Annotated in this window: 18 protein-coding genes and 5 pseudogenes; 9 read left to right on the top strand and 14 right to left on the bottom strand. The window is 59.5% G+C overall.

Annotated elements, in window-relative coordinates; all coding sequences use genetic code 11:
• Positions 1-54: 54 nt before the first annotated feature.
• Together HF916_RS09970 and HF916_RS09965 are read right to left on the bottom strand one after the other, a co-directional pair.
• Complete coding sequence (locus tag HF916_RS09970; protein WP_168788700.1) at positions 55-1068, bottom strand: ABC transporter substrate-binding protein; 1014 nt, start codon at positions 1066-1068, stop codon at positions 55-57.
• 189 nt (positions 1069-1257) lie between these two features.
• Positions 1258-1497, bottom strand: coding sequence for a hypothetical protein (locus tag HF916_RS09965; protein ID WP_168788699.1), 240 nt, complete (start codon positions 1495-1497; stop codon positions 1258-1260).
• Positions 1498-1517: 20 nt separating this feature from the next.
• Here HF916_RS09965 and HF916_RS09960 point away from each other — a divergent pair, with 20 nt between their 5' ends.
• The gene (locus HF916_RS09960; protein ID WP_168788698.1) at positions 1518-1829 is read left to right on the top strand and encodes a DUF3579 domain-containing protein; all 312 of its coding nucleotides are present in this window, start codon (positions 1518-1520) and stop codon (positions 1827-1829) included.
• A gap of 303 nt (positions 1830-2132) precedes the next feature.
• On the opposite strand, the pseudogene HF916_RS09955 reads toward HF916_RS09960, so the two are convergent.
• Positions 2133-2411 (bottom strand): annotated as a pseudogene (locus HF916_RS09955) (Tn3 family transposase); the annotation flags it as partial.
• Positions 2412-2424: 13 nt separating this feature from the next.
• Between HF916_RS09955 and HF916_RS09950 the strand changes: the two are divergent.
• Together HF916_RS09950 and HF916_RS09945 are read left to right on the top strand one after the other, a co-directional pair.
• A pseudogene (locus tag HF916_RS09950) lies at positions 2425-3083 on the top strand (tyrosine-type recombinase/integrase); the annotation flags it as partial.
• Positions 3084-3656: 573 nt separating this feature from the next.
• A complete protein-coding gene (locus tag HF916_RS09945; RefSeq protein ID WP_168788696.1) occupies positions 3657-4874 on the top strand; it encodes a hypothetical protein in 1218 nt (405 codons plus the stop codon).
• Positions 4875-5142: 268 nt separating this feature from the next.
• Here HF916_RS09945 and HF916_RS09940 read toward each other — a convergent pair whose 3' ends face one another.
• Both HF916_RS09940 and HF916_RS09935 read right to left on the bottom strand, forming a co-directional pair.
• Entirely contained in the window at positions 5143-5448 is a 306-nt protein-coding gene (locus HF916_RS09940; protein WP_168787333.1) for a hypothetical protein, read from the bottom strand.
• A gap of 419 nt (positions 5449-5867) precedes the next feature.
• Positions 5868-6131 (bottom strand): DUF4148 domain-containing protein, encoded by a 264-nt coding sequence (locus HF916_RS09935; protein ID WP_168788695.1) that lies wholly within the window; start codon positions 6129-6131, stop codon positions 5868-5870.
• 1096 nt (positions 6132-7227) lie between these two features.
• Between HF916_RS09935 and HF916_RS09930 the strand changes: the two genes are divergently transcribed.
• Complete coding sequence (locus HF916_RS09930) at positions 7228-7710, top strand: hypothetical protein (protein WP_240975219.1); 483 nt, start codon at positions 7228-7230, stop codon at positions 7708-7710.
• A 559-nt stretch (positions 7711-8269) separates the two neighbouring features.
• On the opposite strand, the gene HF916_RS50765 is transcribed toward HF916_RS09930, so the two are convergent.
• Entirely contained in the window at positions 8270-8524 is a 255-nt protein-coding gene (locus HF916_RS50765; RefSeq protein ID WP_240975218.1) for a hypothetical protein, read from the bottom strand.
• Between the two features lie 29 nt (positions 8525-8553).
• Complete coding sequence (locus tag HF916_RS09925) at positions 8554-9513, bottom strand: hypothetical protein (protein ID WP_240975217.1); 960 nt, start codon at positions 9511-9513, stop codon at positions 8554-8556.
• Positions 9514-9945: 432 nt separating this feature from the next.
• On the opposite strand from HF916_RS09925, the pseudogene HF916_RS09920 reads away from it, so the two are divergent.
• Positions 9946-10830, top strand: a pseudogene (locus HF916_RS09920) (porin); the annotation flags it as partial.
• 517 nt (positions 10831-11347) lie between these two features.
• On the opposite strand, the gene HF916_RS09915 reads toward HF916_RS09920, so the two are convergent.
• The 3 genes from HF916_RS09915 to HF916_RS50760 form a co-directional block, all read right to left on the bottom strand.
• Positions 11348-12778, bottom strand: a complete 1431-nt coding sequence (locus HF916_RS09915; RefSeq protein ID WP_168787994.1) for an IS1182 family transposase — start codon at positions 12776-12778, stop codon at positions 11348-11350.
• A gap of 109 nt (positions 12779-12887) precedes the next feature.
• Positions 12888-13643: a hypothetical protein gene (locus HF916_RS09910; protein WP_168788694.1), complete on the bottom strand. Its 756-nt coding sequence runs from the start codon at positions 13641-13643 to the stop codon at positions 12888-12890.
• 548 nt (positions 13644-14191) lie between these two features.
• Complete coding sequence (locus HF916_RS50760) at positions 14192-14890, bottom strand: transporter (protein WP_346777715.1); 699 nt, start codon at positions 14888-14890, stop codon at positions 14192-14194.
• Positions 14891-15894: 1004 nt separating this feature from the next.
• Between HF916_RS50760 and HF916_RS09900 the strand changes: the two genes are divergently transcribed.
• A complete protein-coding gene (locus HF916_RS09900; protein ID WP_168788693.1) occupies positions 15895-17367 on the top strand; it encodes a patatin-like phospholipase family protein in 1473 nt (490 codons plus the stop codon).
• A 463-nt stretch (positions 17368-17830) separates the two neighbouring features.
• On the opposite strand, the gene HF916_RS09895 is transcribed toward HF916_RS09900, so the two are convergent.
• On the bottom strand, positions 17831-18115 hold the full coding sequence (locus HF916_RS09895; protein WP_168788692.1) for a hypothetical protein: 285 nt from the start codon (positions 18113-18115) through the stop codon (positions 17831-17833).
• A 191-nt stretch (positions 18116-18306) separates the two neighbouring features.
• Between HF916_RS09895 and HF916_RS09890 the strand changes: the two are divergent.
• A pseudogene (locus HF916_RS09890) lies at positions 18307-18450 on the top strand (BPSL1445 family SYLF domain-containing lipoprotein); the annotation flags it as partial.
• A gap of 669 nt (positions 18451-19119) precedes the next feature.
• On the opposite strand, the gene HF916_RS09885 reads toward HF916_RS09890, so the two are convergent.
• Entirely contained in the window at positions 19120-19782 is a 663-nt protein-coding gene (locus HF916_RS09885; protein WP_168788690.1) for a hypothetical protein, read from the bottom strand.
• A 682-nt stretch (positions 19783-20464) separates the two neighbouring features.
• Between HF916_RS09885 and HF916_RS49865 the strand changes: the two genes are divergently transcribed.
• Both HF916_RS49865 and HF916_RS09875 read left to right on the top strand, forming a co-directional pair.
• On the top strand, positions 20465-20836 hold the full coding sequence (locus HF916_RS49865; protein WP_206001725.1) for a hypothetical protein: 372 nt from the start codon (positions 20465-20467) through the stop codon (positions 20834-20836).
• 152 nt (positions 20837-20988) lie between these two features.
• A complete protein-coding gene (locus HF916_RS09875) occupies positions 20989-22122 on the top strand; it encodes an IS701 family transposase (protein WP_168788689.1) in 1134 nt (377 codons plus the stop codon).
• Positions 22123-22332: 210 nt separating this feature from the next.
• Here HF916_RS09875 and HF916_RS09870 read toward each other — a convergent pair.
• Together HF916_RS09870 and HF916_RS09865 are read right to left on the bottom strand one after the other, a co-directional pair.
• Positions 22333-23143 (bottom strand): annotated as a pseudogene (locus tag HF916_RS09870) (IS5 family transposase).
• A gap of 597 nt (positions 23144-23740) precedes the next feature.
• Complete coding sequence (locus HF916_RS09865) at positions 23741-24832, bottom strand: class I SAM-dependent methyltransferase (protein WP_168788688.1); 1092 nt, start codon at positions 24830-24832, stop codon at positions 23741-23743.
• Positions 24833-25129 lie beyond the last annotated feature (297 nt).

Genomic DNA, 25129 nt, shown 5'->3' with positions numbered 1-25129 from the left:
AAACCCGCAGGCACAACGGACACCAATGGCGTCCGTTGTGCCTGCGCCAGCGACCTATTTCGAGCCGACAAACTCGTTGGTGTAGGTTTTGCCCAGTTCGACATGCTTGCCCTTGACGGACGGGTTGAACGCCGAGAGCACCTTGAGCACAGTCGCCGGACCATCAGCCGGCATCTTGCCGTCGACCGTGTACATCGGCAACGACGCCTTCAGGGCGCTCACGTAAAGCTGCTTGTCCTTCTGATAGTCGTCGGGCATCTTCGCCGCAATCTCTTCCGCGCTATGCGTGTGGATGAATTGCATCGTGCGAACGAAGGCATGCGCGAGTTTGGCGGCTTCAGCCTTGTGCGAATCGGCCCACGCGGCCTGCACGTAGAGACTCGATGCGGGGTAGGTGCCGCCGAGCGCCGCCTTCGTGCCCTCGACCGAGCGCATGTCGACGAGCACTTTCGCCTCGCCGGATTTCAGTAATGCCGACACCGTGGGCTCCGTGGTCATGCCAGCGTCGATACGGCTTTGTTTGATCGCCGCGATGAAGCTGGCATCAGCACCCACCGGTAGCATCGTGTATTCCGTCGACTGGATACCGTGCTGTCCGGCGAGGTATTGCGTCAGGAAGCTGGTCGACGAACCCAGGCCCGTCACGCCGAGCGTCTTGCCTTTGACGTCGGCCATGGATTTGACCGTATCGGCAGCTTTGGTCGACACCATTTCGACTTCGCCTGGCACCTGACCGAACACGACAATCGCCTTGACTTCCTTGCCCTTGGTCTGGAGGTCGATCGTGTGGTCGTAGAAGCCGACGACGCCCTGGACGGCGCCGGCCAGCAGTTCGTTCTCCGCATCGACACCGGCCGGCTGCGACAGCAGTTCGACATCGAGCCCCTCGTCCTTGAAGTAGCCAAGCTGTTCAGTCAGGCGCGCCGGGAGATAGATCAGCTTCGTGATGCCCCCGACCATGATCGTGATCTTCCCGGTGTCGGCAGCCGTCGCGTGTTGCGAGGCAAGGCTGAACACCAGGCTGGAAGCAAGAGCAAGTTGGCGAAACACGCTCAGATTAGGTCGCATCGATAGTCTCCGTTATTGTCGGCAGCACGGTGCTGCCTGTCTGCATCGATGGCGGAATTATGGAAGCATGAATCCTTCTCACGGCTTTCACGACGAAGCCTTTCGATTAGGGGATTTCCATGAGACAGACCGTCGCCGGGTGCGAAGCACGGCCGCGTTACGGTCTGCGTCGATCTTTCGCCACCTGATTCAGGAAAGGCTGATTCCAGTCATGGAAAACCCCCAGCAGAAGTCACCGCCGGTGAAAGCGTTGAGAAGGTTTCGCCCTCTTAAAATCGCATGATTGACATGGAAGGGCCTCGCCTGAAAACGATTTTCAAGACCGGTGAAATCGGAAGAATGATCTTCCAGACCGGCAATCTCACGTCGAACGCAGCGTCGGACAAACTGCCCGAACACAAACATCCAGCCCGCTTCCTGACGGCGCACACGCGGGTGATTCCACCAACATGAGTGACGATGGGATTGACTGTTACCTGATCCGCGGCGTGACGTCGCAAGGCAAGCTGTTCCGGCCCGGCGATTGGGCCGAACGTCTGACCGGGGTTATCACGCTGTTCGTTGGAGAGCGCAGCCCCGGCATTCATGTCGCCTGCACGCGACTTGCGATACCGGTTGTGGAGCAGGATCTTAAATGCCTGCGCATCGCGCACGAATTGCGGTGCGTCTGTCCCGACGCATTCAATTTTGTGATGCGGTTCGCCAGGGACAACGACCTTGCAGTCGCGACCTGTCGTGTTTCCGGTGAATCGGCAGGATGAATTCAGAGGTGGGGGCGGATGACTTCAATAGAGCGAGGAAAATGACGAGGTAAACGCGTCGGCGGTTTCAACAGTTGCGACCGGCGCGATGGCTAGGAGACCGTTGATGGGAATACTCGCTGAAAATCGTTACACCTATGCGTGCGCAGCGTGTGGACACCATGCCACCGTGTGGGGGCCGGACGCGTCGCATGCGGGAGAACTGGCCATTTGCGCGCGGTGCGACGGACAGGTATGGCTGAGCAGTAGATAACTCTACAGGTGGCCATAAGCGGCGGTGGACGCCTCGACGGCCGTGGAGGGCTAAGCCGATGACGGCGGCCGAAATGGCCTGAAGCCGCCTTTCTCGACGCGCCGGTTCTGCCGCCAATTGTAGTCGCCCGTCAGGATGACATGGTTCCAGTGAACAGGCGCAACATGCTTGAGCAGCGCTTCGTCGATTTGGTGCCCCTGCGCGCGAAGCGCTGCCACGGCACGCTCCAGATAGACGGTGTTCCATAACATGATCGCCGCGACAACGAGATTCAGGCCGCTGGCACGATGACGCTTTAACTCGAACGTACGATCGCGGATCTGACCAAGCCCGCGGTCGACCGCGCTGGACACGTCGCACGCCTTCACCGGGGGCGAGTGGCAGCTCGTGAGCACCATCGTTGAGGGACTGGAGTGGTCCTACGGATGGGAGCCCCGGCCGCGCAGCGCCTGCGCTTTGTACTGGATCTGGCGTATTCGACCGGCCTGCGGACAAGCGAACTCGTCGGCACAAAGCTTGGTGGCATTCAGACCGACGCCCAGGGCGATCACTGGCTGCACCCGATCGGCAAGGGCAGCAAGGCTGGCAAGGTCGCGCTTCCGCCAATGGCCTGGTCAGCGCCGGATCGTAATTTGATGGAACGTGGCTTGTCGGTCTCGCCAGCACGATGGAACCCGAAGACGCCGCTGATCGGCAGCCTCGGACTCGACAGTGCGGCCGGCATCAGCGGTGTACGCCTGTTCGGAGGTCATGCGGCGCTTCTTCGTGCAGGCGGCCGAGATAGTCGGGCTCGACAGTCCGGTGCTGGCGGAAAAGCTGCGCCGCGCGAGCCCTCACTGGACTCGGCACACTCATGCCACACAGGCACTGACACACGGGGCGAACTCACAACGGTTCGCGATAACCTGGGTCACGCATCGATTGCGACGACCCCGATTTATCTGCACAGCGATGAAATCAAACGCGCCCAACAGCTCCGTCAGGCTTTTGCGGCCGGGTGACTGTGACGTCTCTGTACCTGACCCACCATGGTCTTAGCGTACTTTGTCGCCCCTTTCGTCAAACGCCCCCAAGTGTATCCACCATTCGCTCCGGGTCGAAGTATGCGCCCGCTGGAATGGGACACGTTCGGGGTGATGGAGTGACGGATGCCCGGTCAGGCGCCGCCAGCGAATATGCCAACGCTGAAGGTCGCCAAGCGGCCGATGATCAGCCTGGCGTAACCATGGTCGGTTCGCCCGCTCGGCACCCGTCGACCATCGCGGACACCAGGACGGCGACAATACCGGTGTGCAATTCGCCAGCTACCACGCACCCAACAGCGCGCGACCATCACGAGCAAATTGGGCCTGGCTGCATCCGGTGCCCTTTCGATCCTGCTCAATACGTGCGGCTGACGGGAAGGCGCGTCTCCACTGTGGGCCGCCGCCCGAAGACGTCTTCCGCAATGGCACCGGCATTGCAGGAGCCGGAACAACTTTGCAATTGACCGCCAGTTTCATACGCTAGAGGTGCGCCTTACATTGTTCGACTTCCTACGCTTACGCGCGACACGCTTCAAAAGGAGAATAGTGATGGCAACCGCGACAAAGTGGAACACGGTCCCAGGCCACTGCATTGCTGGTTCAAGTCGAAAAATAGCAAGTCGCGTTTCTTGTCGGCGCTTCCTTCGCGGCTGGCTCGGGGTGCTCTGCGCCCTTCTGCTGGCGGGCAATCTCGCCCACGCAGCTACGATCCATGGAGGCGATATCCTGGTTGTCGACGCCCAGGCAGGCAAGCTGTTTCTTGTAGATCCCAAAACCGGCGCCCGCACTGTCATCAGTGACTTTCTGGATCCGTCACAAGGGCCTGTAGACAGATCGTTTCTCGCGGGCGTTGCCATAGGACGGGGGAAGTTATTCGTCACCGCTGCCACCACCGGCATTTACGCGGTTGATCCGCGCACCGGAAACCGAACTCTTGTGAGCGACTTCACTACCGGGGCTTTTCGTGGAGACGTCTTTGGCTCGGCGGTGGATGCGTCCGGACGTCTCATGACAAATTGGGCGCAACCGCAATTCGGTGGCGCTCCGAGGTCAATTGTTCGCATAGATACACTGGCGGCCACTCGCGTTGTGATCAGCGATCTCACGAACCCCGCTCAGGGCGACGTGTTCAATTGTTGTGTCGCGTACTTTACCGATCTGGCGCTGGATAAAACCGGGATGATCGTCGCAAGCGTCACGTGGTTTGTCCCCGTCGGGCCCAACCGGGACGCAGGGGACGTATACCGGATCGATCCCGTTACGGGCCAACGATCGCTGCTCAGCGATTTCGCCAACCCGGCACAGGGTGCCACTGACTCGGTACCTTCAACCGGCATTGCCATCGAGACCTCTGGGCAGATCCTGGCCGATTCGCACGGGTCGGAAATCGCGCCTGGCCCCAAAAATCTACTTCTGCGAATTGATCCCAGTACCGGGAACCGTGCTGTCCTCAGCGATGTCGACAATGCCGCGCAAGGACCGCTGGGGTCGCGCCTCTCCGGCATTGCCCTGGAGGCGAGGACGGGAAGGATAATTGTCGGCGCCGGTAACCCCGCGAGCAGAGCCGCCGACCCAACCCTGCTCTTCCGAATCGACCCGCAGACCGGGCAACGGACCTTGCTCAGCAATTCAGGTGATGCGCATCAAGGACCGCCGTTCGCATGGATCTCTGAGATTGCAGTTGTGCCGGAAAAATCCAACGACTCGGGCTTTGTCGCCGCACCATCAACAAATCCGTTCGCGAGTCCGTTTGGACCAGTCAAATGAAATGCAGCGCAGACGCTCCTGCAAGCCCTTCCCTTCCGGGCTGACCGCCAGGGCCCCGCCGGCCTTCAGGCCACCCCGGTAGGTCGTCTAAGCGGGCCACGCCGGACATTTCATCGCTGATGGTCCTCAGCGCGCGATCCGCTGCGGCATCGAGTTTGGCAGTAACGCCTGATTGCGCTATCGAGGCGTTCGCCGACGACGTTGGGTTTGGCCAGTGCGCGGCGAGGACCTGGCGCAGGTGCTGAAACAGCGTAGCGAATACAAGGCGCTACCTCGAGTTTCGGCCCGCGCGTCGGCGGCGCAGCATCAGTTCCGTGCTTGTGCACGAAAGCGGCACGATGCGCATGGGTTCGCGGCGATGCTCTTCATCGAGGAACGCCAGCGACCGCTTGACCTGGTGGCTGCGCGAGACGATGCGCACGAGCCGGCCCGATGGCGAATCCGCCGCCACGGGTAAGCGCTCCTGCCCATGTACCGCCATGCGCGTGGCGACGATTCGGCAGGTCTCGTCCGACAGTGCTATCTCGGAGGTATTCCCGCCGAACACCCCGGCAGACGCATCGCATCGACGCACGCGTCCTCGCCGATGCCGGCGAGACCATTCAACCAGGTCCAGAACGCGACAAGTTCGTCAAACCGCTGCCGACCGCAGAACAGAAAGCCCAGGCGCCACTGGTCAAGCGCTGTCGTCAACTGACCGGCATGCTTGTCGTCGGGCGCAACCACGCCCCGAAAGGCGGCAGCATAACGTGAGTTAGCTCCCAGCCTTTCGTTGCGGGAAGGGCTGGGGACAAACCCGCGCCGCCGCCCCACATCAGAAATCTTTCCGTTACGATGGGCTTCCCATACAACGGGGGTTTTTTTGCGTAACCGTTCCACTGCGCGACGAACCCCAGTCCTGCCATTCTCCCGGGCTGTGGCATCGCGCTCTGATTGTTGACGTTGTCTCCCGGAATGCTGTGCGGTGCGCACTGCCGCATCCGGTGCATCTGCTCATTGGCCGCCGTAGAGCGCGTTCAGGCGATCCAGCGTGCCGTCCTTCTGGGCGCGCTGCAATTCCTGAACCACTTCCGCGCGAGTCTTGCCACGGAGGCCACCGCTGCCGCTACTGCCCACCGGGGTACCGCCGACTGCGTCCGACGTCATAGCTGCGTTGCTGTCGGAGGCCGTCCTGGACGTGTCGGAGGTGTCTCCCGCATAGGCGAGCGTCGTGCACAACGTCAATGCGGCAATAGGGACCAAAATCAGAGATTTCATCGTATTCTCCAGCAAGGTGCATGACATGCCCGACGCTAATCGAATACCGCAGTTTGCGCCGGGATTCCGTGCCGCTTCGAAAGCATCAAAGGTTCTTGCGAGGACTCGGCACGCTCTTGTAATACCACCGCGGAATTTCCTTTATTCCCGATCTATCTCTTTTTTGTATCGCGCCTGCTCCAGGATAGGACCCGGTATCTGGAGCCGGGCCCGTGGCAGGAGGTCACGCGCGACAAGATTCCACAATGTACCTTCACTGCACTGAAGTCTTCCCTGTACCCTCCACAGCACGCATGACCAAGATGGGAGCGACAGGTCATCTTCGCTCGGCAATGTGGAAGAGATCCAGATCAAGGGGCGCGCGTTAGCTTTTTGAGAAGAAACTTTGATGGCGCCACTCCCGTCGCGTATGCCGCACTTTTTCGATCCCGCAAAAGCTCACCGTTCGGGCAGATAGCACAAGCAAAAAGCAACTAATTGTTTGCCACAGCTCAACACGTGACAAAGTCAAGCCCAGCTTTGCAGACTTCATGGCGACGAACGGGTTTGCTCATCGTAGACGGCCGGTCGTCGACCCGCCCCGCGAAGGATTCGTCCGTTCGAAAAAAACTGGCCTCATTCTCAACTTGCGTTTCTTCCGAGTTTCGAACGTCAATCTTCATGGTCACCCGATCTGCAGAAGTGCTGCCGGTCGGGATACGAAATTGCGTGCTTCGCCTCCCGGCGGAGCTGTTTGGTGCGCAACTCGCGGTACAGGGGCCGTTCTGTCGTCGACACACGCCTCGTGCCCGAGATGTCAAAAACACATCGGGATACCAACATCAGCGTAATTTCATTCGTGATCCTACGCATTTGACATAAAATGAATGATCGACGTTTAATTTGCAATCCTATGTTTACCAAGACGAAGAGGTTCCAATTTGTGCAGGAGGCTGCTGCACAAATTCTGGATTCGGCCATGCCTTCAGGTTGCGCGGTGACAATTTGCGCAAGGCGGGGAGGGCTGGCTTGCGCTGGATCAGTGTGGCGACACGCTCTTCAAGTTTCTGGTGATCGAAACGTCGAAAGGGAAGATTGCCTGTCTCACGAGGCCACGATGAAGCGTCTCGAATCGACGATTGGTGACCTGCCCAAGGTGTTGGCCGTGCAGTACTACATGTTCCTGCGCCATGGATTTGAGGGTTACAGGCGGATCATGCAGCATACGCTGGACAATGCGATCGCGCTGCGCAAGACACTCGTGGACAGTGGTTACTTTACGATTATGAACGAGACTCAGCGAATTCCTGTGGTAGCTGTCACGCTCGACAAGAAAATCACGAAGTTTAACGAGTTCGATGTATCAAACAAGGTCCGCGAAAAGGGCTGGGTACTCTCGGCGTACACGATGCCCCCCAACGCCGAAGAGGTGCGGAGCCTACGGGTCGTGGTCCGCCCGCACGTCAATAACAATGTGGCCCAGTTGCTGGGGCATGACATCCTCGCTGCATGCAAATACCTAGAAGAGCACGGCGGAAACGCGACGCCGCCGAAGCTCCATGCGCACGCGGCAGAAAAGACAACATTGTCAAAATGTTAAGGAACGCATTCTCCTCTTTAAACCCGCGTTGAGGAGGAGTGGCGAACAGGGCGGCGACGGCGCCCGCGAATTGCGGGCGTCGGCCACCCGATCAACCGGGGCAGGCGTCGAACAAACCTGAACAGAAAGCGACGATCGCGATCACTAAGAATGGCCGAATTTGGCTGCGGATCAGCCAATCGAATGACGGATTTGTGGGATGAGCGAGCGGCAACAATTGGCCGATTGTTGTCGGATGAGCGTGAACGTGCCGGGACCGCGTAACAGTCGGCTGAGATCTTAGAGGGGAAGATTCTCGTGCTACAGATTTGCTACAGCAATGCCGTGAATCCATAGCTGATAGGCGTTGCGCCTGTCATTCCACCCCCTGAACTATCGCCGCCTTGAGACGACAAGTCAAAGCTACTTTGTCCGTCTCAGTGCGACCCCTTGCCGACGGTCGAGGCGTTAGAGGTGCAACGGCAGATATCTGAGTCGAGCGGTCGCTCACCACGGCCGCTCCAGCCAGGTACGCGGGTCGGCCACGGTTACTCATGAACCTGGCAAGGAAGGCCGGCGCCTAGAATACCAATCCGAACAGTCGCTTCAGCAGTTCTTCTAGGGACATCATCGTTAGTGCGAGCGGCACGATCGGGATAAGTACCGCAGCCGCGAGGCGTATGATCGCGTCTTTGGTGATGGGAGCAATACGCATCGTCCGCACCACGTCGAAACTATTGGCAAGATCCGCAAGCGACTGGATGTCGGCACTGCCCACCAAGGCCTCGCCCGTAGGCGAGCTTCCTCTTAACCACTTGGTGTCGAATTCGCGCACGTATCGTTCCGCCAACGAGCCGTACTCACTCAGGCCCGTCCGCTTCGCCTGCGCGAGCTGAGGCGCGAAGACCAGTAAAGGAGCGAAGACGAGGCATAGCAGGAAGAGGACCATCGCTCCGATCTCGACCTTGAATTCCGTGAGTGCCGCACCGGCGAAAAAAATTCGGTTGGCGAACTGTGCAGCGAGCATTGCGCCGTGCGCGACCAGGAGGGTCGTGAACGCGTAGACCGTATTGGCAAGAAATCCCAGGCCGCCGACGCGATCAGGGTGCGTCGGAACGAGCTCAGTCCGATGCGCGATACGTGCCACAGAAACCGCGTCCAGATGAACAGTCGGAAGTACCAGCGGATCAAGAGGAACTGGAAAATAGGCACACTCACATAGGCATACCAGAATCCGGCGGGCGAAAGCGACAATTCACCAGCGCCGGGTACGGCATACCATGACGTCGTCGTTTGCAGCGCAGTGTATTGACGCCAGACAACGAAGATACCCACGCCATACACAAAAGCGATCATCAGTAGCTCGGCGGCTATCGAATTGCGGAGCCGGAACGCCGACCTGATGGCCTCATCGAACCGTGTAACGGACGCTTCCGGAATGATCTTCCGGTCGAGGAATGCGCGCGCGATCGGACGTAGGCGCCGGTGCACTACCAGTTCGGCGAGGATCAGCAGGGGCACGGCCACAAGAAAACGGATGTGGACTTCAAAATCCACCAAGAACGGTACTGCCACGGAATGACCGAGCAGATGTCCGTCGAGCGCAGAGAGCGCCAGCAGCGGCAGCCAGGCCACAAGCGAGATGACGAGAACCCGCTGGCGGACCAACTCCAGTGCATCGTCGGCCATGTGCACCCTGCGCAGCAATTGGAAGAGCGGGCCGCCAAGAACCAGTGAGAAATTCTGCGTATCGCGCAGGATCTCCTCGGCGGTCGGGGCGGTATGGCCTGTTTTGTCTGGTCTCAAGCCTAAATAGCGATTCATGGCCTCGGCGCCTCCATCCCCTGATTCAGCCGGCAAGGTGGCCCGCGAGTCAGCGGCCGCACACCCCTCCTCGACTTGAGTCTCATTATAGGGCAGGGAGAATTCGCGAAAATTCCAGATCATCTGCTTGCCAAATAGGCACGTGTAAATTGAGGCCAGAGAAGAAACAGGAAACTCTCCATTGCTGCCAGCCAGGGGATCCCCAGGCGGGAGCTGCGTACGTGTTGCTTGAAGCACGGTTCGCCTGACATCGATGTTCGAAAGGCATATTTGACGTTGGCGGATCTGACCGCGGTCGTAATAAGGTGGGTGGAGCACATCGCGCCTTTTCGTATCGATGATTCGAACGGCTGCGCGCCTGGAAGACATCAAGGTCTGTGTAGAAAGCGTTCCAAGAGAATCGTATCTCTCGGTCTTGGCTTGAGCAGGCGAATGAGCACGATCCTTAAAATCGGTGCGACGACGATTGTCACAGTTGCCGGACTAGCGCATGCGCAGAGTAGTGTCACGCTTTATGGGCTAATCGACGCGGGCCTGACCTACACCAACAGCCAGATCAGCGGGACAGGCGGCGGCCACAGCAACTGGGAGATGACGAGCGGCCCGGTCCAGTACAGTCGCTGGGGTTTGCGCGGGGCTGAGGACCTCGGCGCGGGAGTAAAGGCCATCTTCACCCTGGAGAGCGGCTTCAATCTGAACAACGGGCAGTTCTCGTCGAGCAACCGCATCTTCAATCACCAAGCGTACGTTGGCTTGTCAAGCCGCGATTACGGCGCGCTCACGCTGGGCCGCCAAACCGATAGCACGGGCGATTTTTGTCGCGCCGCTTTCATTGACGGGAACGGAATACGGCGGCACGCATTTCGCGCATTCGCTTGACAGCGACAACCTGAACGATTCGTTGCAGATCAATAACTCGGTGAAGTATCTGAGCCCGGAATTCGGCGGCCTCAGGGTCGGTGCGCTGTATGGCTTTTCCGATCAGGCGGGTGGATTCACGAACAATCGCGCGTATAGCTTTGGCATGTCCTATGTTGGGAAGCGCTGAATTTCGGTGTTGGTTACCTCGGGCTCAGCAGTTCTGCCCGGACGCCCGGACAGTTGAATACGAACGGCGCAGTCACCGATCCAACCGGCGCGTCCCTGCAGGGCGCGCTCGCACCGACGGGTGTGCCTTTAGGCGTGCTGGCCAACAGTCAGAAGACATTCGGCGCTGGCGTGAATTACACCTTCGGTCCGGCTGTGGCGGGCTTCGTCTACTCGCACACCAAGCTCACCCAATTCTTCCAGACTGAGCTAAGTGGAACTTTCCGCGACGAGCCGCTCGTGGCAGGCGCCGGGGCGACCCATGCATGGTTGCACGTCTTTTTGCCAGGAGCCGGTTGGGTGCCATACGACCCGACCAACTCACCGGTCGGCGGGACTGACCTGATCCGGGTGGCGTTCACGCGCAAGCCCGAACAGGCCGCGCCAGTGTGCGGTTCCTGGCTCGGTGACGCGCAGGACTTCATGAGCATGGACGTCCGCGCCAGCGTGTGGCGAATCGAGCAGCAGGCGGAGCGGGGCATGTGTCGTTAAACGTTCGTAGTTGGCCAAAGAGCACTACGCACATGATCGCCGGTGTTGGGCCGTTACATGAGTTAAGCCGACGTCCGAGCGGCCGCTTCAGGGCATACTCGAATGGCAGCAACTGGCCCAGACCGTGTCAAAACGCGTGGCCGCCGGGAATTTGACCAGGCGCTGTCTCGGCGGAGATCGCGGCTTATCGGTTGCGGCATCCTAAACGTCAATTCAGCGCCGAACATGTTGCAAGGACCGTCTGCCGCACGAGGTTTCACGCCCGCATTGCCTTCATAACCGTATCTGAGCCGAGTAGCTTGATTACCCGCTTCATGTTGTAAGCGAGCACGTGCAAGCTCATCTCCGTGCTCACCCGCTCGATAGTGCGCGTCAGGAAATGAGTCGCTCCCATCCAGGCCTTGATCGTGCCGAAGGGATGCTCGACGGTCTGTCGTCGGATACGCATCATGTCCGGGGCGAGATCAAGCCGGACCTGCATCTCTTCGAGCAATCCTTCGTGCTCCCAACGCGTTACCCGTCGTTCGGTGCTTGGGGTGCATTTATCTTTCAATGAGCACTGTTGGCACTGCGAGCTCCAGTAGCGATCTAACTTCAGGTCACGTTCAGTTGTCCTGTAGCGCCATATGAGACGCTCGCCCGCCGGACATCGATACTCGTTCTTCTCAGCGTCGTAGATAAAATCTTCTTTGCCCAAGCGGCCGTCGAACGTCGCGCCCGAGGTCTTCGTCTTGGGAACAAACGCCGTGATTCCGGCCTCGTGGCATGCGAGTATCTCCTCGCTCTTGTAATAGCCTTTGTCTGCAACTGCCGTGAGTTTCTCGACACCCATTTCCTTACGCGCGAGCTTGGCCATCGACGTAAGTTGGTCACGATCAATGCCGTTGTTGGTGACCTCGTGCGCGACAATCAGATGGTGCTTTGCATCGACCGCTACCTGGACGTTGTAGCCGACGACGCCTGTACCTCGCGTCTTCATCGAACGCGCGTCCGGGTCCGTGAGCGACACTTGCTTGTCCGGCGCTGCGTCGAGTTGAACTTCGACTTGCTTGAGGATTTGCATCTGCTCCTTGAGAGCCGCAATCTTGTCTTGCAGCCGTTCTGTCTTTGCCTTCGCGATCGTCGGCTCCTGGCGATCGGCGGTGTCCATCTGCACAAGATAACGGCTGATGCTTGCCTCGATATCCCGCATTCGCCGTTCTAGTTTTGCGTTGGTGAAGTTGCGGTCGCGATGGTTCACTGCCTTAAACTTGCTGCCATCGATTGCAACGAGCGCTTCGGAGAACAGGTCCAGGCGTTGGCATAGCATGACGAACTGACGGCAGACGCTGCGGATCGCTTTGCCGTTGTCTTTGCGGAACCGCGCAATGGTCTTGAAGTCCGGTGCCAAGCGGCCGGTGAGCCACATCAATTCAATGTTGCGTTGGGCCTCGCGCTCAAGGCGACGACTGGATTGAATACGGTTCAGGTAACCGTAGATATAGATCTTAAGCATCACCTCCGGGTGATATGAAGGTCGGCCGGTAAGTGCTGGTTCGACGCCCTCAAACCCAAGCTTCTGAAGATCAAGTTCATCTACAAAGACATCGACTACGCGCACGGGGTTCGTGTCCGTCACGTAGTCGTCGAGCGCTTCGGGAAGAAGAAAGCTTTGCGTACGATTGTCGCCTTGAACGAACCGCTTCATCTCGCGCACCCTCCGCTATCGGACGAGATATTTTAGCAATTCAAAAAGGTGTTTTGACACACTCTGGGCCGACCTTTGCCTGATGACGCCAGCCTAAAACTGCCTCAGTTCACATCATGCCGCCGGCGGCGCTCCCTGTGCCACCAGTGCCGGATGAAGGTGTGGACGTCGTTGTGAGCGGATGGGCGAGACCCGCCGCGGACAGCAGCGAGACGGCAGCCGGATAGGTCATGCCATTGACGTTGATGGCGCCTGCTGTCGCCAGCGCGCCGAGATCGCTGTCGACCCCTGCTTGCCCGACGATAAACGGCGTCGTCAGAAACGCCGGTGCCGTCAGTGTGACCGCATAGTGCTGCTGCAGATTCGTGACGACTGCCGATTGCGCAGCCAGTACATCGGTCTGATTTGCCAGCACCCGCTGGAACTGCGAGTTGCTGGGGAAGCCTGCAATCAGGCTGGTCTCGTTTGTGCCAAGTTGCGAAGCTAGGTAGACGAACATCAGTTCGGTCTCGGGTGTCGTATTGAAAGTGCCGCCGACAAATGCTAGCGAATGCAGGGTCGTACCGTCGGAGGTCACAGCGAGGATGCAGGGAAGCGTGGCGTTGAACGTAATGCTGTAATGTCCACCGCCGTCTGAGAGGGTGGAGCCCGAACCCGACGCACAACTGACGGTAACCATCGCGCTGGCGAGCGCCTTGCCGATGGCTGCCGTGCCGGATAGAGCGACGTTTGGCATCCCGTTTTCGCCGCCACAGCCGTCGAGGCCGAAGCAGGCGCTTCCGCCACACGCAACCAGTGTTGCGAGCGAAGCCGCGCAAAGTGCGGCCAGCGCCGGGCGAACGAAACGCAGATCCTGAGTGTTCATGGCCGCCTGCCGTTGATGGACGAGGATAAGGCGAGCCGCCCCACACAAAGGGACCGGCGCTATTTTTAATTTTAGGCCCGATACGCCGAAGCCGTTTGTCGCATCAGTCACATTCGCCGCGCTATCGGCCATCGCGGTTATCGGAGATCCGCCCTTTCAGCATTCTGCGAATGTCAGCTTCCGACCGAGACGTGGGACCGGGGTCGACCCTCTCCAGTCACCGGCCCCCGGACCACCTCAACGGCAGCGATGTGAGTGTCAATGGCCATTACCGCCGCCGCGGCTGTGGACACTTGATCGGCGAATCCGCTAACAGGACAAGCACACAGGACTCGTCAGATGCGTCACGCACGAGCCGGCCAATTGAGATATCCTCGCGAGCATCGCGTGAGCTTCTAATCTGGATAGGTTTCATCTCGACAAGCCAAAGCCGTGAGTGCGTCGCGCACGCCGGAGGCGACGATCCACGCAACAGACGTGTCGTTCGCCCAGTCGGCGAAGGAGGTAAAGCCTATCTAAATGAACTCCACACGTGTTTCCACGTTCAGTTAGCGATTGAACCAACGGTATTGGAGCGCGACCGCGACGGTCTGGAAATTTCCGCCGATGCGTGTCGTTAACCCACGCGACCACGCGAGTTTGGTTGACCATTGTGCAGCAAGAGGAACCGACAACGTGATCCCATAGCGAGTACTGCTTTGCAGATCCTGGTTCTGGACTCCATTGATGCTTGTCCGGCCACCCGTGAGATACGTAACGTCTGCGGCAATCCACAGTCCGGGCCGCCATGTGTAGCCTCCATGCCATTGGAACACGGCCAGCGGAGCCTGGCTTCGTCGCTTGCCACCAAAAAAGTCTGTATTGTCGGTGAACACCCACACCCCAGCCGCGCCTTCTACAAACCAGTTGCCGACTGGCTGGGACAATCCGAGTTCAGGTTTGAACGCCCATCGGTTCGAACCCACATTAATGATACGGGCGGACTGATATTGGCCGGTCGGCGCCACCACGCTCAGGCTGGCACCCAGTATAGCGTTCGGGCTACGTTGGGCAAATTCCTCTGGCGTGAGCGCGCGACCACCCAACAGATTCACGGCAATCCGGAACCGTACATCGCCTAGCCCCGAACGCCAAGCCTGGCCAGGCACGCCTGCTACATTCCCCGTCAGGTTTGCATTGGCATACGGCAGCAACACAGCAATGCTGGCGAGATGTCCCGCGACGCCAAAGCTGTGAGAATAGCCCAGTGAATACGTATTGATTCGGGCTTGAAGATCGGTGATGGGCAGCGAAGGGTCCAGCGAAACGTCGCCGGTCGATCAAGCATAGCCCGCCACCACGAAGTTCGTTCCAACCGGGACGGCCGAATAGCTGCGCGGCTCCATTTCCTGCGCGGACGCTAGTATGGACCACACAAGCGCTATTCCCGCCCACCGAGACTGAAAGCGCCAAATATTTCTTTTTGTCGAACCGCAATCCGCAGGGCGTCCGGCACGGACTGCGCAATGCGAGCCGATCGACGCTCCCGGCATTGTCATAAGTTCCTCGCGCCCGCTTGCAAACTGATCGACGTACGGAGCGACCATTTTTGGCGCGATGCGCGAGCCCGATGCGCGCGTTTGACGTCCAAGAAAATCTCGAACTCGCGGAGCGGTGGAAATACGCCTGTCCGAGCAATACGCCAAGGTCCGGTACACGCGTCGACAAGTATGCCTTATCAGCAACGCGTGTTGGCCGGTGAAGTTGCACGTGGCAGAAAGCAATGAGCCGGCAAGCGCTGTTTTTGCCAGCAGGCCGGTCTCGCTAACGGGAAGCAGCAATCGATTGCGATAATGTAACGAATTGCTGTGCCGCGACCGCATTCTCTCCGATGTGCGACCGTGCACTCTGTCGAAACGCGATCGGTCAAAATGCGTTACGTGTCGTTCGATCGTGTGACTTCTCCGGAAAGAGACTGCCACGACAGGACTCCAGAGACCCGTCGCGAGGGATCTGCGATCTGCGATCCGCGACCGGAGGCAATCGTCCGTACAAGCAACGGTCGCGCTTTTAGGCGCAACGAGCAGCATAGGGTCGACATGCGCCTTTGGTGAGCTGAATCCCAGAACATGTAGAATCGATAGCGAGGTGCCGCCCGGCGTCGACGCTACGGCCAAGCCGAGCGCGGCGGGGGCTCCCGTCGATAGTCACAGCTTACGCCGAGAACAAAGCTGGCAACCGTGCCCAGCACGGGGACGGATCCGGAGGACCGATGACTCGATGGCCGACACCACCATGGCTGGTTCTTGCATTGTTGCTCCTGATCGGCGGCTGCGCCAGCCGTCCCATCAACCCGCCGATTACCCACGCCGATCCGAATACCGGCTACCGATTTGTCACGCGCCCGCAGTATTCGACGGCCAACGAAAATCTGGTGATCCTTGCCTTTTCGGGCGGTGGCACACGCGCTGCCGCGTTCTCGTACGGCGTCCTCGAGTTCCTGCGGAACACCGAAGTCGTTGGACCGAAAGGCAACCAGTCGCGCCTGCTTGACTATGTTGGCGTGATTACCGGCGTGTCGGGCGGCAGCTTTACGGCGCTTGCCTACGGCCTGTACGGTGACAAACTCTTCGACGACTACGAACAGCGCTTTCTCAAACGCGACGTGCAGGGGGAGATCACTTCACGCACTTTAAACCCGACCTACTGGCCGTCACTATGGTCAAGCGCTTGGGGTCGTTCGGAACTGGCGGCCGATCTATACGACGAAATCCTGTTCAACGGCGCGACGTTTGGCGATCTTGATCGCGGGAAAGGCCCGTTCATCATCGCATCGGCCACTGACATTTCCACCGGCGCCCGTCTCCCGTTCACGCAGACCACCTTCGACGTGCTCTGCTCGGATCTAAATGGGATACGTCTTTCCCGTGCCGCGGCCGCATCGTCGGCAGTACCGGTGGTACTCTCGCCCATTACGCTCAACAATTACGGCGGCACTTGCGGCTACGTGCCGCCCGCATGGATCAAGCCGTTTGTCGACTCCGTCGACCCGCCCCGGCCTGCCGCACGCGCGACCCGCCATTTGAGGGAGGAGGCGGATTTCGGTGACGGCGTCAACCGGCCATACATCCATGTCGTAGACGGTGGCGTTTCGGACAACCTCGGTATGCGAAGCGTGCTGGATTCCCTCGAGATCATGGAAGCGCTGCAATCAATTGATCAGCGCACGCCACTGGACCATATACGCAGGATCGTCGTCTTCGTCGTCAATTCACTGTCCACGCCGAAGACAGCCTGGGATAAGTCGGAATCCCCGCCGGGCACGCTGCAGATACTGGTGAAAGCGGCGGGCGTTCCGATCGACCACTATTCCTACGAGGCGACTGAACTGTTGAGGGACAAGCAGGCACAGTGGCAATCCATGCGCCGGATTCGGGAGTCGCATGCATTTGCCGCCAACAAGGATACGGCCATAACCAAGGCGTTGCGCACGCCGGACACGACGATCTATGCCATCGACGTGTCGTTCTCCCAGTTGACGGACCAGGCGGAACTGGATTACCTGAATGAGCAGCCCACGTCGTTCTCCCTGTCGGCCGAGGCCGTCGACCGCCTGCGCGCCGCTGCCGGGAAGATCATCATGGCGTCGCCCGAGTTCCAGCGGCTGCTGCGGGACGTCGGGGGCCGAATCCTGGCCGACCCACACCCCGGCGGGGCGGCAACAGTGGTACCGGCGGCGAAGTAGCGCACGCGGCCCCCTGCACTGCTTGAGGCCGACCCACACCATCCGCCCGGAGGCAAGACCCCGCGGGCTACCGGCAGCTTCCTATCAGAATGAGCCAGCGAGGCCATTTATGGTTCACCGCCTATGACGCTGGCCGTGAAGTTCCCGTGATGCTATGGTTGTCATGCCAGTTGTACCTTCGCGGTTAACGGTCGGATAGTGTTCGCGAACGCCACTCGCTATGGTCCTCAAGCACCGTTTCCCACCTCGCTCCGATAGATAAGGTCCCACACTTCTTCCAGGCCGCGTTCCGCTTCTTCCTCGCCACCGTCTGCCCGCGCTCTTCCGATCCACGTACGTGCTCAAGCGTCCCCTGAAACTGCCCAAGTTTCTGGCTTATCAAGCGGAGCCGCTTTTCGCCGTAGACCAACCAGAATGCCAAAGCTACTCCGGACAGCGGTGGTCAAGGAGTAGCAATATCTGTTTAATTACATCCCTGATTGTTCGCGGTCTTAACGCATGTCTTGCCGCTTGGGCTCTTGTATACGCCCTTGCCATTTTTGGTCTTGGCTTCTCCGCCCTTGCTCGTCTGGGTTGTGGTTACGCCGCCCGAATTCTTCTCAGACTTCCAGGCGGTACCGGTATTGCGGTTATAGCCGCCGGCTTTCTGCCCGTTGTCGCAGACTGTGCGCCCGGTGGCGCTTGTTCTGCACTCGGCGAATGCATTAGAAGAAAGTACTACACATGCCAATATCACCATGATTTTCATAGTCGTCTCCGGACATGGCCGGCACAAGACCGTTGTTTTGGCGTGTGCGTGATTGAATGGTAGTGCATCGCTAACGTTGTCCGGGCAATTGAAAGGGAGGGGCGACGGTAGCGCCACGACTGCGAGCACCATCGGCTCGCACTGTTCCGCAGTGGCAATCCTCGCATGGCAAGCTCCGCCGACAAGGGCCAGTCGCGATGTTGAAAATCGGTGCGAACGGTTCGCTCGATACGATAACGGCGACCGCACCAGTCAATGCGATCGTGCTGACCAATGCTGGTCTGATGGGAGATGTGTCGCTCTCGGGAACGAAGGTCTCGCGACTCAAAATTTGAGTGCGGCGAAGGCCGCGTTCGTTTCGCGAGGCCTCGGTCAGCTTGGAGAGACGAACGGCTGTTTGCGGGTGCGCAGGCGACACTTGAGCGTCGAGGCGACGATAGATTCGAATGGGTGTCCATATAAGGCCGTGTGAAAACGCGAAAGTACTCGGTTTTCGGGTGTCGTTTTACCCTTCCCCGGAGCCCCAGATCTGGTGAGCGATGAAACTCGGCCTGGTGATTGACGCCGCTCAAGGCAAATATTGCACCCCGTCTCATTCCGAATGCGAGGATCGAGCGTTCGCAGATACTGTGGAAATTCGGCGTGACATCGCCCGAGTACCAGCGCGCGGTGCGAGTGTTGTTATTCACTCAACGATTTTGAAATCATCACCGTCGATATATTGGCGTACACGACGCGTCACCCGATACTTGTTGTGCATGAAAACAGGCAAGCATTGACTAATCCGATGACCGCGTTCCCCACTCTCAACGGCGCGGCTCGATCACCTGGAATCCGGTAGTCACGGTCGGCGGCACCAACGGCAAGGGCTCGACCCGCATGGACTGTACCGGGCAACGCAAGCGATCGACCGTGGCCGCCGTTGCGGTTTTGCCGGGCCCCGCAGTCCTCCACAGCGGGTCCTCACTCTCGGTGACTACAGGCGGATGCCACCCATGCCCGCATCAGGCTTGTAGGCCCACGCACCGCTGCTGATCGAGAACTCCGGCGACAGCATGCAGCTGGCCTACCTTTTCGAAGTTCAGGTGGGCGCTCGTGCCGATCTGGTCCTCGGCATACGCCGGTGTGCCATCCGGTTTCGCGCGGTAGAGGATTCCCATATAGTCGCCCTGCCACATCATGTCCCTTACGTCGATCAGCGTCGGGAAATCGATGTCGTCGTGCACGAAGATGTCGCAATACGAGGCGACACGCAGTTGGGCGTCGACGACCTGCTGGTTGTCGTCTGCCAGCAAGCAGCGCCGGACCTCCTGCGCGACCCACGTGCTGAGCAGTTGATACTCGTCATCAAAGGTGGTTGCGGGCAGCACCGAACGCAGGTGGTGCTTGACGACTTCGTACACCGGCATCACCTGATCGGCGCGGACGTAACGCTTCAGCAGGTCGGCAATGCGCAGATAGCCCGCATGGCACTGAAGAACGACGAGCGGCGTCGACTGCTGGAGGTGGAATTCGATTTCATCGAGGTCGGCCTGCATCTCACCGAGGTGGTGATAGCCGAGAAACGATCCGAAAAATTCGTGGATTTGGTTACGCGTGGCGGAGAGTCCCAGGGATTCGAGCGCCTTCTGGGTGTGGAAAGCAGGTGCAGACAGGAAGGTGGCCATACAGCCTCCGATTTCAGTACAACGGGTGGCGCATAAAGCGATGGATGGTTGCCCGCCGACGAACGGAGTCGCTGCGATAACGAGGTGGTGCTGCAAATACGCGGGTCTGTGTCCCTGCGCAACCTTTTTCCGGCCATCCATGTCCGCGGCGGGCGCCATTGCTACTGAGCGCCAATAGATCGGGCGCCTACAGTGGTGTCAACCGGACTGGCGCCGTGGATCAGGTGGATGCGATCACAACCCTTGTCTCAAAGATTCGGGCAGCCGCATTTCGCGGTTCGCGGATTGGCAGCGCATCATCCGCACGCGGATTTGCTGACGCTCCGATCCGGTGTTTTTTCGAGGAACACTGACAGGACAAGTCCGCAATGCCAAACAACGGCACTGGTTACGAGCTTCAGCCGACGCGGTTCGGACCATGGTCAAATGCCTATGGAGCGCGTGATGGCTGGAAACCGGGTATCGAAGTCCGAGTTCAAGGCAAGGGCGCTTGAATACACCTGGCTGGTTGAGTAGTCAGGCGAAAGCGTGGGCGTGACCGATCACGGCGGACGACGCTGGAAGTCTGACGGTACCGCAGCCTTGAGCGCAATCCACTCGATATGCTGCGCGGCACGGCGCTACGACGATACGTCCGCGCCGGTGGATGTGAAGTGGGAGCCGGCTCAGTGTCGTCCTCGATATGCATGCGCCGGTCTGGTGGGCAAACGGCGACGATGTCCTGAGCAAGAAAGCCACGGCAGACATCCAGAGGGAGCTGGATGGCGGGCAGATTGTCGTGTCCGCGATCACGGCGCGTGAAATTGCGATGTTGTTCACAACGTTTCAACCCAACGACAGCTTGCCCGCGCAAGCAGCTCGCGAGGAAGAGGTGTATCTGCGATTTCGACGGGCAATGTATGCGAACGACATCGCCGCCGCAGTGGCGGATTCGCAAAACAGCGATGCAATTACAGCAGAACAGATCGAGGCAATGGTTCAGGCTGGTCCCGGGCGATACCCGCCCAACAACGAAGGCATCTGGACGGTGCTGACAGCGTTCCGATGCGCATAGCTCCGCGTCCGGAAGTCTACTTCGAAGACGAAAAATTTCGAGCGCAGATTAATGACCTAAGTCCGAGTGATACGCGACTCTCAACACTTAGTACTACAGCCGTAGATTTTTTACTATACTAACAATATTTAGTACTACTACATGAGAAAGCGATGCATTCGACGGCAATAGCGTGGGAGCGTGAACTGGAGGCGCTACATCAGCGGCTCGGAGAACTGTTCAGGCGACCCGAGCCCCGACATCGGTCTCTCGCTTACCTGAAGGGCCTGCTGGGCACAGTCGAGCGCAAGAACGGCTGGCAACTCGCCGAATGGATCGGCGAAGAAACGCCTGATGGCGTGCAGCACCTGCTCGAGCGGGCGCAATGGGATGCGGATGGCGCGCGCGATGTGCTCCGGGAGTACGTCGTTGAACAACTGGGCGAGCGCGACGCGGTGCTGGTTGTGGACGAGACCGGCTTCGTCAAGAAGGGGCAGCACTCGGCCGGTGTGCAACGCCAGTACAGTGGCACCGCAGGCCGTATCGAGAACAGCCAGATCGGCGTGTTCCTCTGCTATGCCGGTCGCGGCGGCAGCGCGTTTATCGACCGCGAACTGTATGTGCCCAAGGCGTGGACCGATGACCGTGTGCGCTGCGAGGCAGCGGGCATTCCCAAGGCGGTGGAGTTTGCAACGAAGCCGCAGCTCGCGCGCAGCATGCTTGAGCGGGCGCTGGACGCAGGTGTGCCGTGCGGCTGGGTCACGGGTGATGAAGTCTACGGCGGCGACCGTCACCTGCGGCTGTGGCTCGAGTCGCGCGGCCAGTCTTTCGTACTGGCCGTCGCGAAGAACGAACCCCTGTGGTGGCAGGGTCCCGACTACGTACGGTCCGACCGGATCGCCGAAGCCTTGCCGGCACGGGCATGGCGACGCCTGTCAGCAGGTGCCGGCGCCAAAGGCGAGCGCCTGTATGACTGGGCGTTGACTCCGCTGTGGCGTCTGCAGATCACCACAGAAGAGCGCCGCTTCGGGCATTACCTGCTGGTGCGGCGCAGCCTGGACGAGCAACGCGAGCATGCGTATTACGTCGTATACGCCCCGCGCAGCAAAGCCACACGGCAAACCCTGGTCAACGTCGCGGGCCGCAGGTGGGAAATCGAAACCGGCTTCGAGGCAACCAAAGGCGAATGCGGGCTCGATCAATACGAGGTACGCCAATGGCAGGGCTGGTACCGTCACATCACGCTGGCGCTGCTGGCCCATGCCGCGCTCGTCACCCTGCGGGTGCGCGCCAAAAAAAACACCTGAAGATTCGGTGCCGCTCAGTGTGCAGGAGATCCGCCGGCTACTGTGCCGCCTCCTATGGCGCGGAGCTCACTCCATCGAGTACGTCCTGGCCTGGTCGGCATGGCGGCGCAGGCACCAGTACCGCGCCCAGCAGTGTCACTACCGGCGCCGCGGCTGCGTACCTCCTGCTTTGTTTTATCTACGGCTGTAGTATTAGAAGCTGTTGCGAAATTAGTTAAACATTGGCTTGAGTCGCGTCCAGCAAATCAAGGCACAAGCCAGAGACAGGAAGGCTTCATGGACATGGGCATAGCGTTCGTAGCGAATCTTCAGGCGTCGGAACGAGTGAAGCCAGGCAATCGAGCGCTCGACTGGCCAACGCGTTTTACCCAGGCCACTGCCATGGGGCGAGCCAATCTTTGCGAGTACCGGCGTGATGCCGCGTTCTCTCAAACGCTGCCGGTGCGGTTCCGAGCTGTAGCCCCGGTCGCCCTGAACGATTTGCGGTTTATGCAGTGGACGTCCCCGCTTGCCGCGAATGTGTGGAATGGCATCGACGAGTGCATCAAGCTGGGTGACGTCGTGACGGTTCGCCCCGGTCAGGATGACCGCGAGCGGGAGGCCTTTCGCGTCGACGATGAGGTGGTGTTTGCTGCCGAGCTTGCGCCGGTCCGTTGGATTCGGGCCGGTTTTTTTCCCGCCAGCATCGCGCGAATCGACGAGCTGTCCACAAGCACTCGTGACAGGTCGATTTCGCCACGACGACGCAGTTCGGCCAGCAACGTTTCGTGGATGCGTTGCCAGACTCCTGCTTCTTGCCATGCTACGAGCCGTCGCCAGCAGGCGGTGCCCGAACCGCATCCCATCTCTTGCGGTAGCAGGTTCCACGCAATGCCCGAGCGCAACACGAATACGATGCCGGTTAGAACGGCTCGGTCCGGTGTCGGTTTCGACCGGCATATTGGCGATTGCGCGGTGCTCGCGCAGGCAGCAGCGGTTCGATGAGTGACCACAATTCGTCGTCTATCAGTTCTTTCGGCATCGCTTCCTGTCAGGCAAAACAAGACAGTAAGTTAACACCAAGTCGGAGAAGTTAACAGCCCCAAAAATTAATTTCGCAACAGCTTCTTAGAGTGCGGTTTAAGGTTTTCGACGAGCACACAAAGAGGCACTTAAAGGAACGCGTTGCAATTCGCAGCCTTGCGCTCGACGCGGAGCTGTAACGCACGCGAGGACCGCATCGCCCGGACTATTGTACGCAGCTACGCTCGCCGAGCGCCATCAACAGTGGCTTGAGAAGTAGTGGCTGGAGAACGGATCAAGAGCGTGGCCTGATGGGACGGCCCGCCACGGTGGACGGGTGGGATCGGCACGCGGGCCACCGGCTTCGTGGCTGCCGCGCGAGCCTCTGAACGACCGGCATCGAATGGTCAAGCGACCTTCGAACGTCCGCTCGAGGTCGTGCCTGAATGGTGTCGCTTGTGGGCCGTGTTTTGCCGGATGCTCACCCGCAACCGCCTTTCCGCACAATCCCACGCGGCCGCAGTGCGGCGAGGACCGTATCAACGCCACGTCTGTGTGAACGCAGGACTACGAGTCAGAAGGCGCCATACCGTCGCGTACGCTGTCGAATCCGGTGTTATGAGCAAACCTTCGGGTGCGAATCGCGTGCAAAGACGAGCATCTGGACCTGCGAACGGATTGGCTCCATGCGAGCTCCGAGCCGTTCCTTCAGAAGATGCTCGAACCGGTCGCTCAGTCCGCTTTTTCTTTGCGGGTCGACCGGCTGCGCAAGCGCGAGGAATAACGACGGCACAAAAGTGCAGCGAAAAAACGCAGCATACCGGCTCACCATCCGCTCGCCGTCCCCATCTTGCAGAAAATCGTCCCAGACGGCGTCGGGCAAGGGACGCCGCTCACAATGCTCGACAGATAACGCGCAAAACCGGCCGCCTATCGCGAATGCAGTGAGAAGTTCGTGCAAAGGTCGACCGAACGTCGCCAGCACCATATGCGCCCGTTCATCTTCTGTAAGGGCACCCTCGTCTGCCATCTGCGTCAACACATCGTTCGCGTCGTTCATGAGCGGTTCAAAACCCGTGCGCCCGTCGTCGTCCGCTCCTGGGAGCACAACGACGAGACGTCCGCCTGGCCGTAACTCGGCGGCGCGCAACGACAAGAACTTCTGCCAGTCTTGTTTCCCCTGTTCGCGGAACGCAGCGCTCGAAGCCCCCTTCATGCAGGGCACGTAGATATGGTCGGAGACTGACGTGGGAACGCGGCTTAACCACATCGCTGCGTACGAACTCCATCCGAGATGCACGTAGGCCGGCGGAAGAACGCTCTCGTAAAACGACCGGCCGATCGCACAAGGGTACACGTGCGGGTCGTCGCGGACATATCGGTCCGGGTCCGAGTCCAGCACCTCGAAAAGCGAGGCGAAATCGTTGATTGGCAGATCTTCGTGATAGACAAGAATGGGACGATCCGGGCCGACCCTGGAGCGCAACCCGGTAATCGCAACGCGCATCGGGAGCTGCGAATTTCTGCCCTGCGACGCTCCGTATTCGGCAATGACGATCGGCTGGTCCGCCGTCTCCAGCACGACGCTTGCAGCCGCCTGCTTTAAAGCGTTCAACGCGAGCGCGCCGCCGGCAGCCTGTAACCCCGCATGGCGGTTGTATGCGCCACGACCCTCCATGGCGCCTGACTTGGTCTTTGCCTCGGGCATGGTGGCACCCTCCAGCCGGAAACGGTGGCAACGCACTGAAGACCGCCTGCGGTGTCGCATCGTCGGGATAGCGCTGCATCATGGCGCCGGGCACTCGCGCAGTCTCGGACAGCGCCCGTGTTGTCACCGCGAGCAGCGTACACATTAAGATACGCTGGAATATGGACGACTACACAGATTCGGCAGAACCGAAATTCAGTTTAGGTATTTGGTGAATTGCAGTTAGCCGCTTAAAGCGATCTGAACGACCGCTGCCGAACGCTCCTTTCGCCCCACTGCCGCCGGTCGCGCTGTCAG

It is taken from the genome of Paraburkholderia aromaticivorans (assembly GCF_012689525.1).
Taxonomy (GTDB): domain Bacteria; phylum Pseudomonadota; class Gammaproteobacteria; order Burkholderiales; family Burkholderiaceae; genus Paraburkholderia; species Paraburkholderia aromaticivorans_A.
The sequence above is the reverse complement of the archived record's forward strand: the minus strand, read 5'-3'. Positions and strand labels throughout refer to the sequence as shown.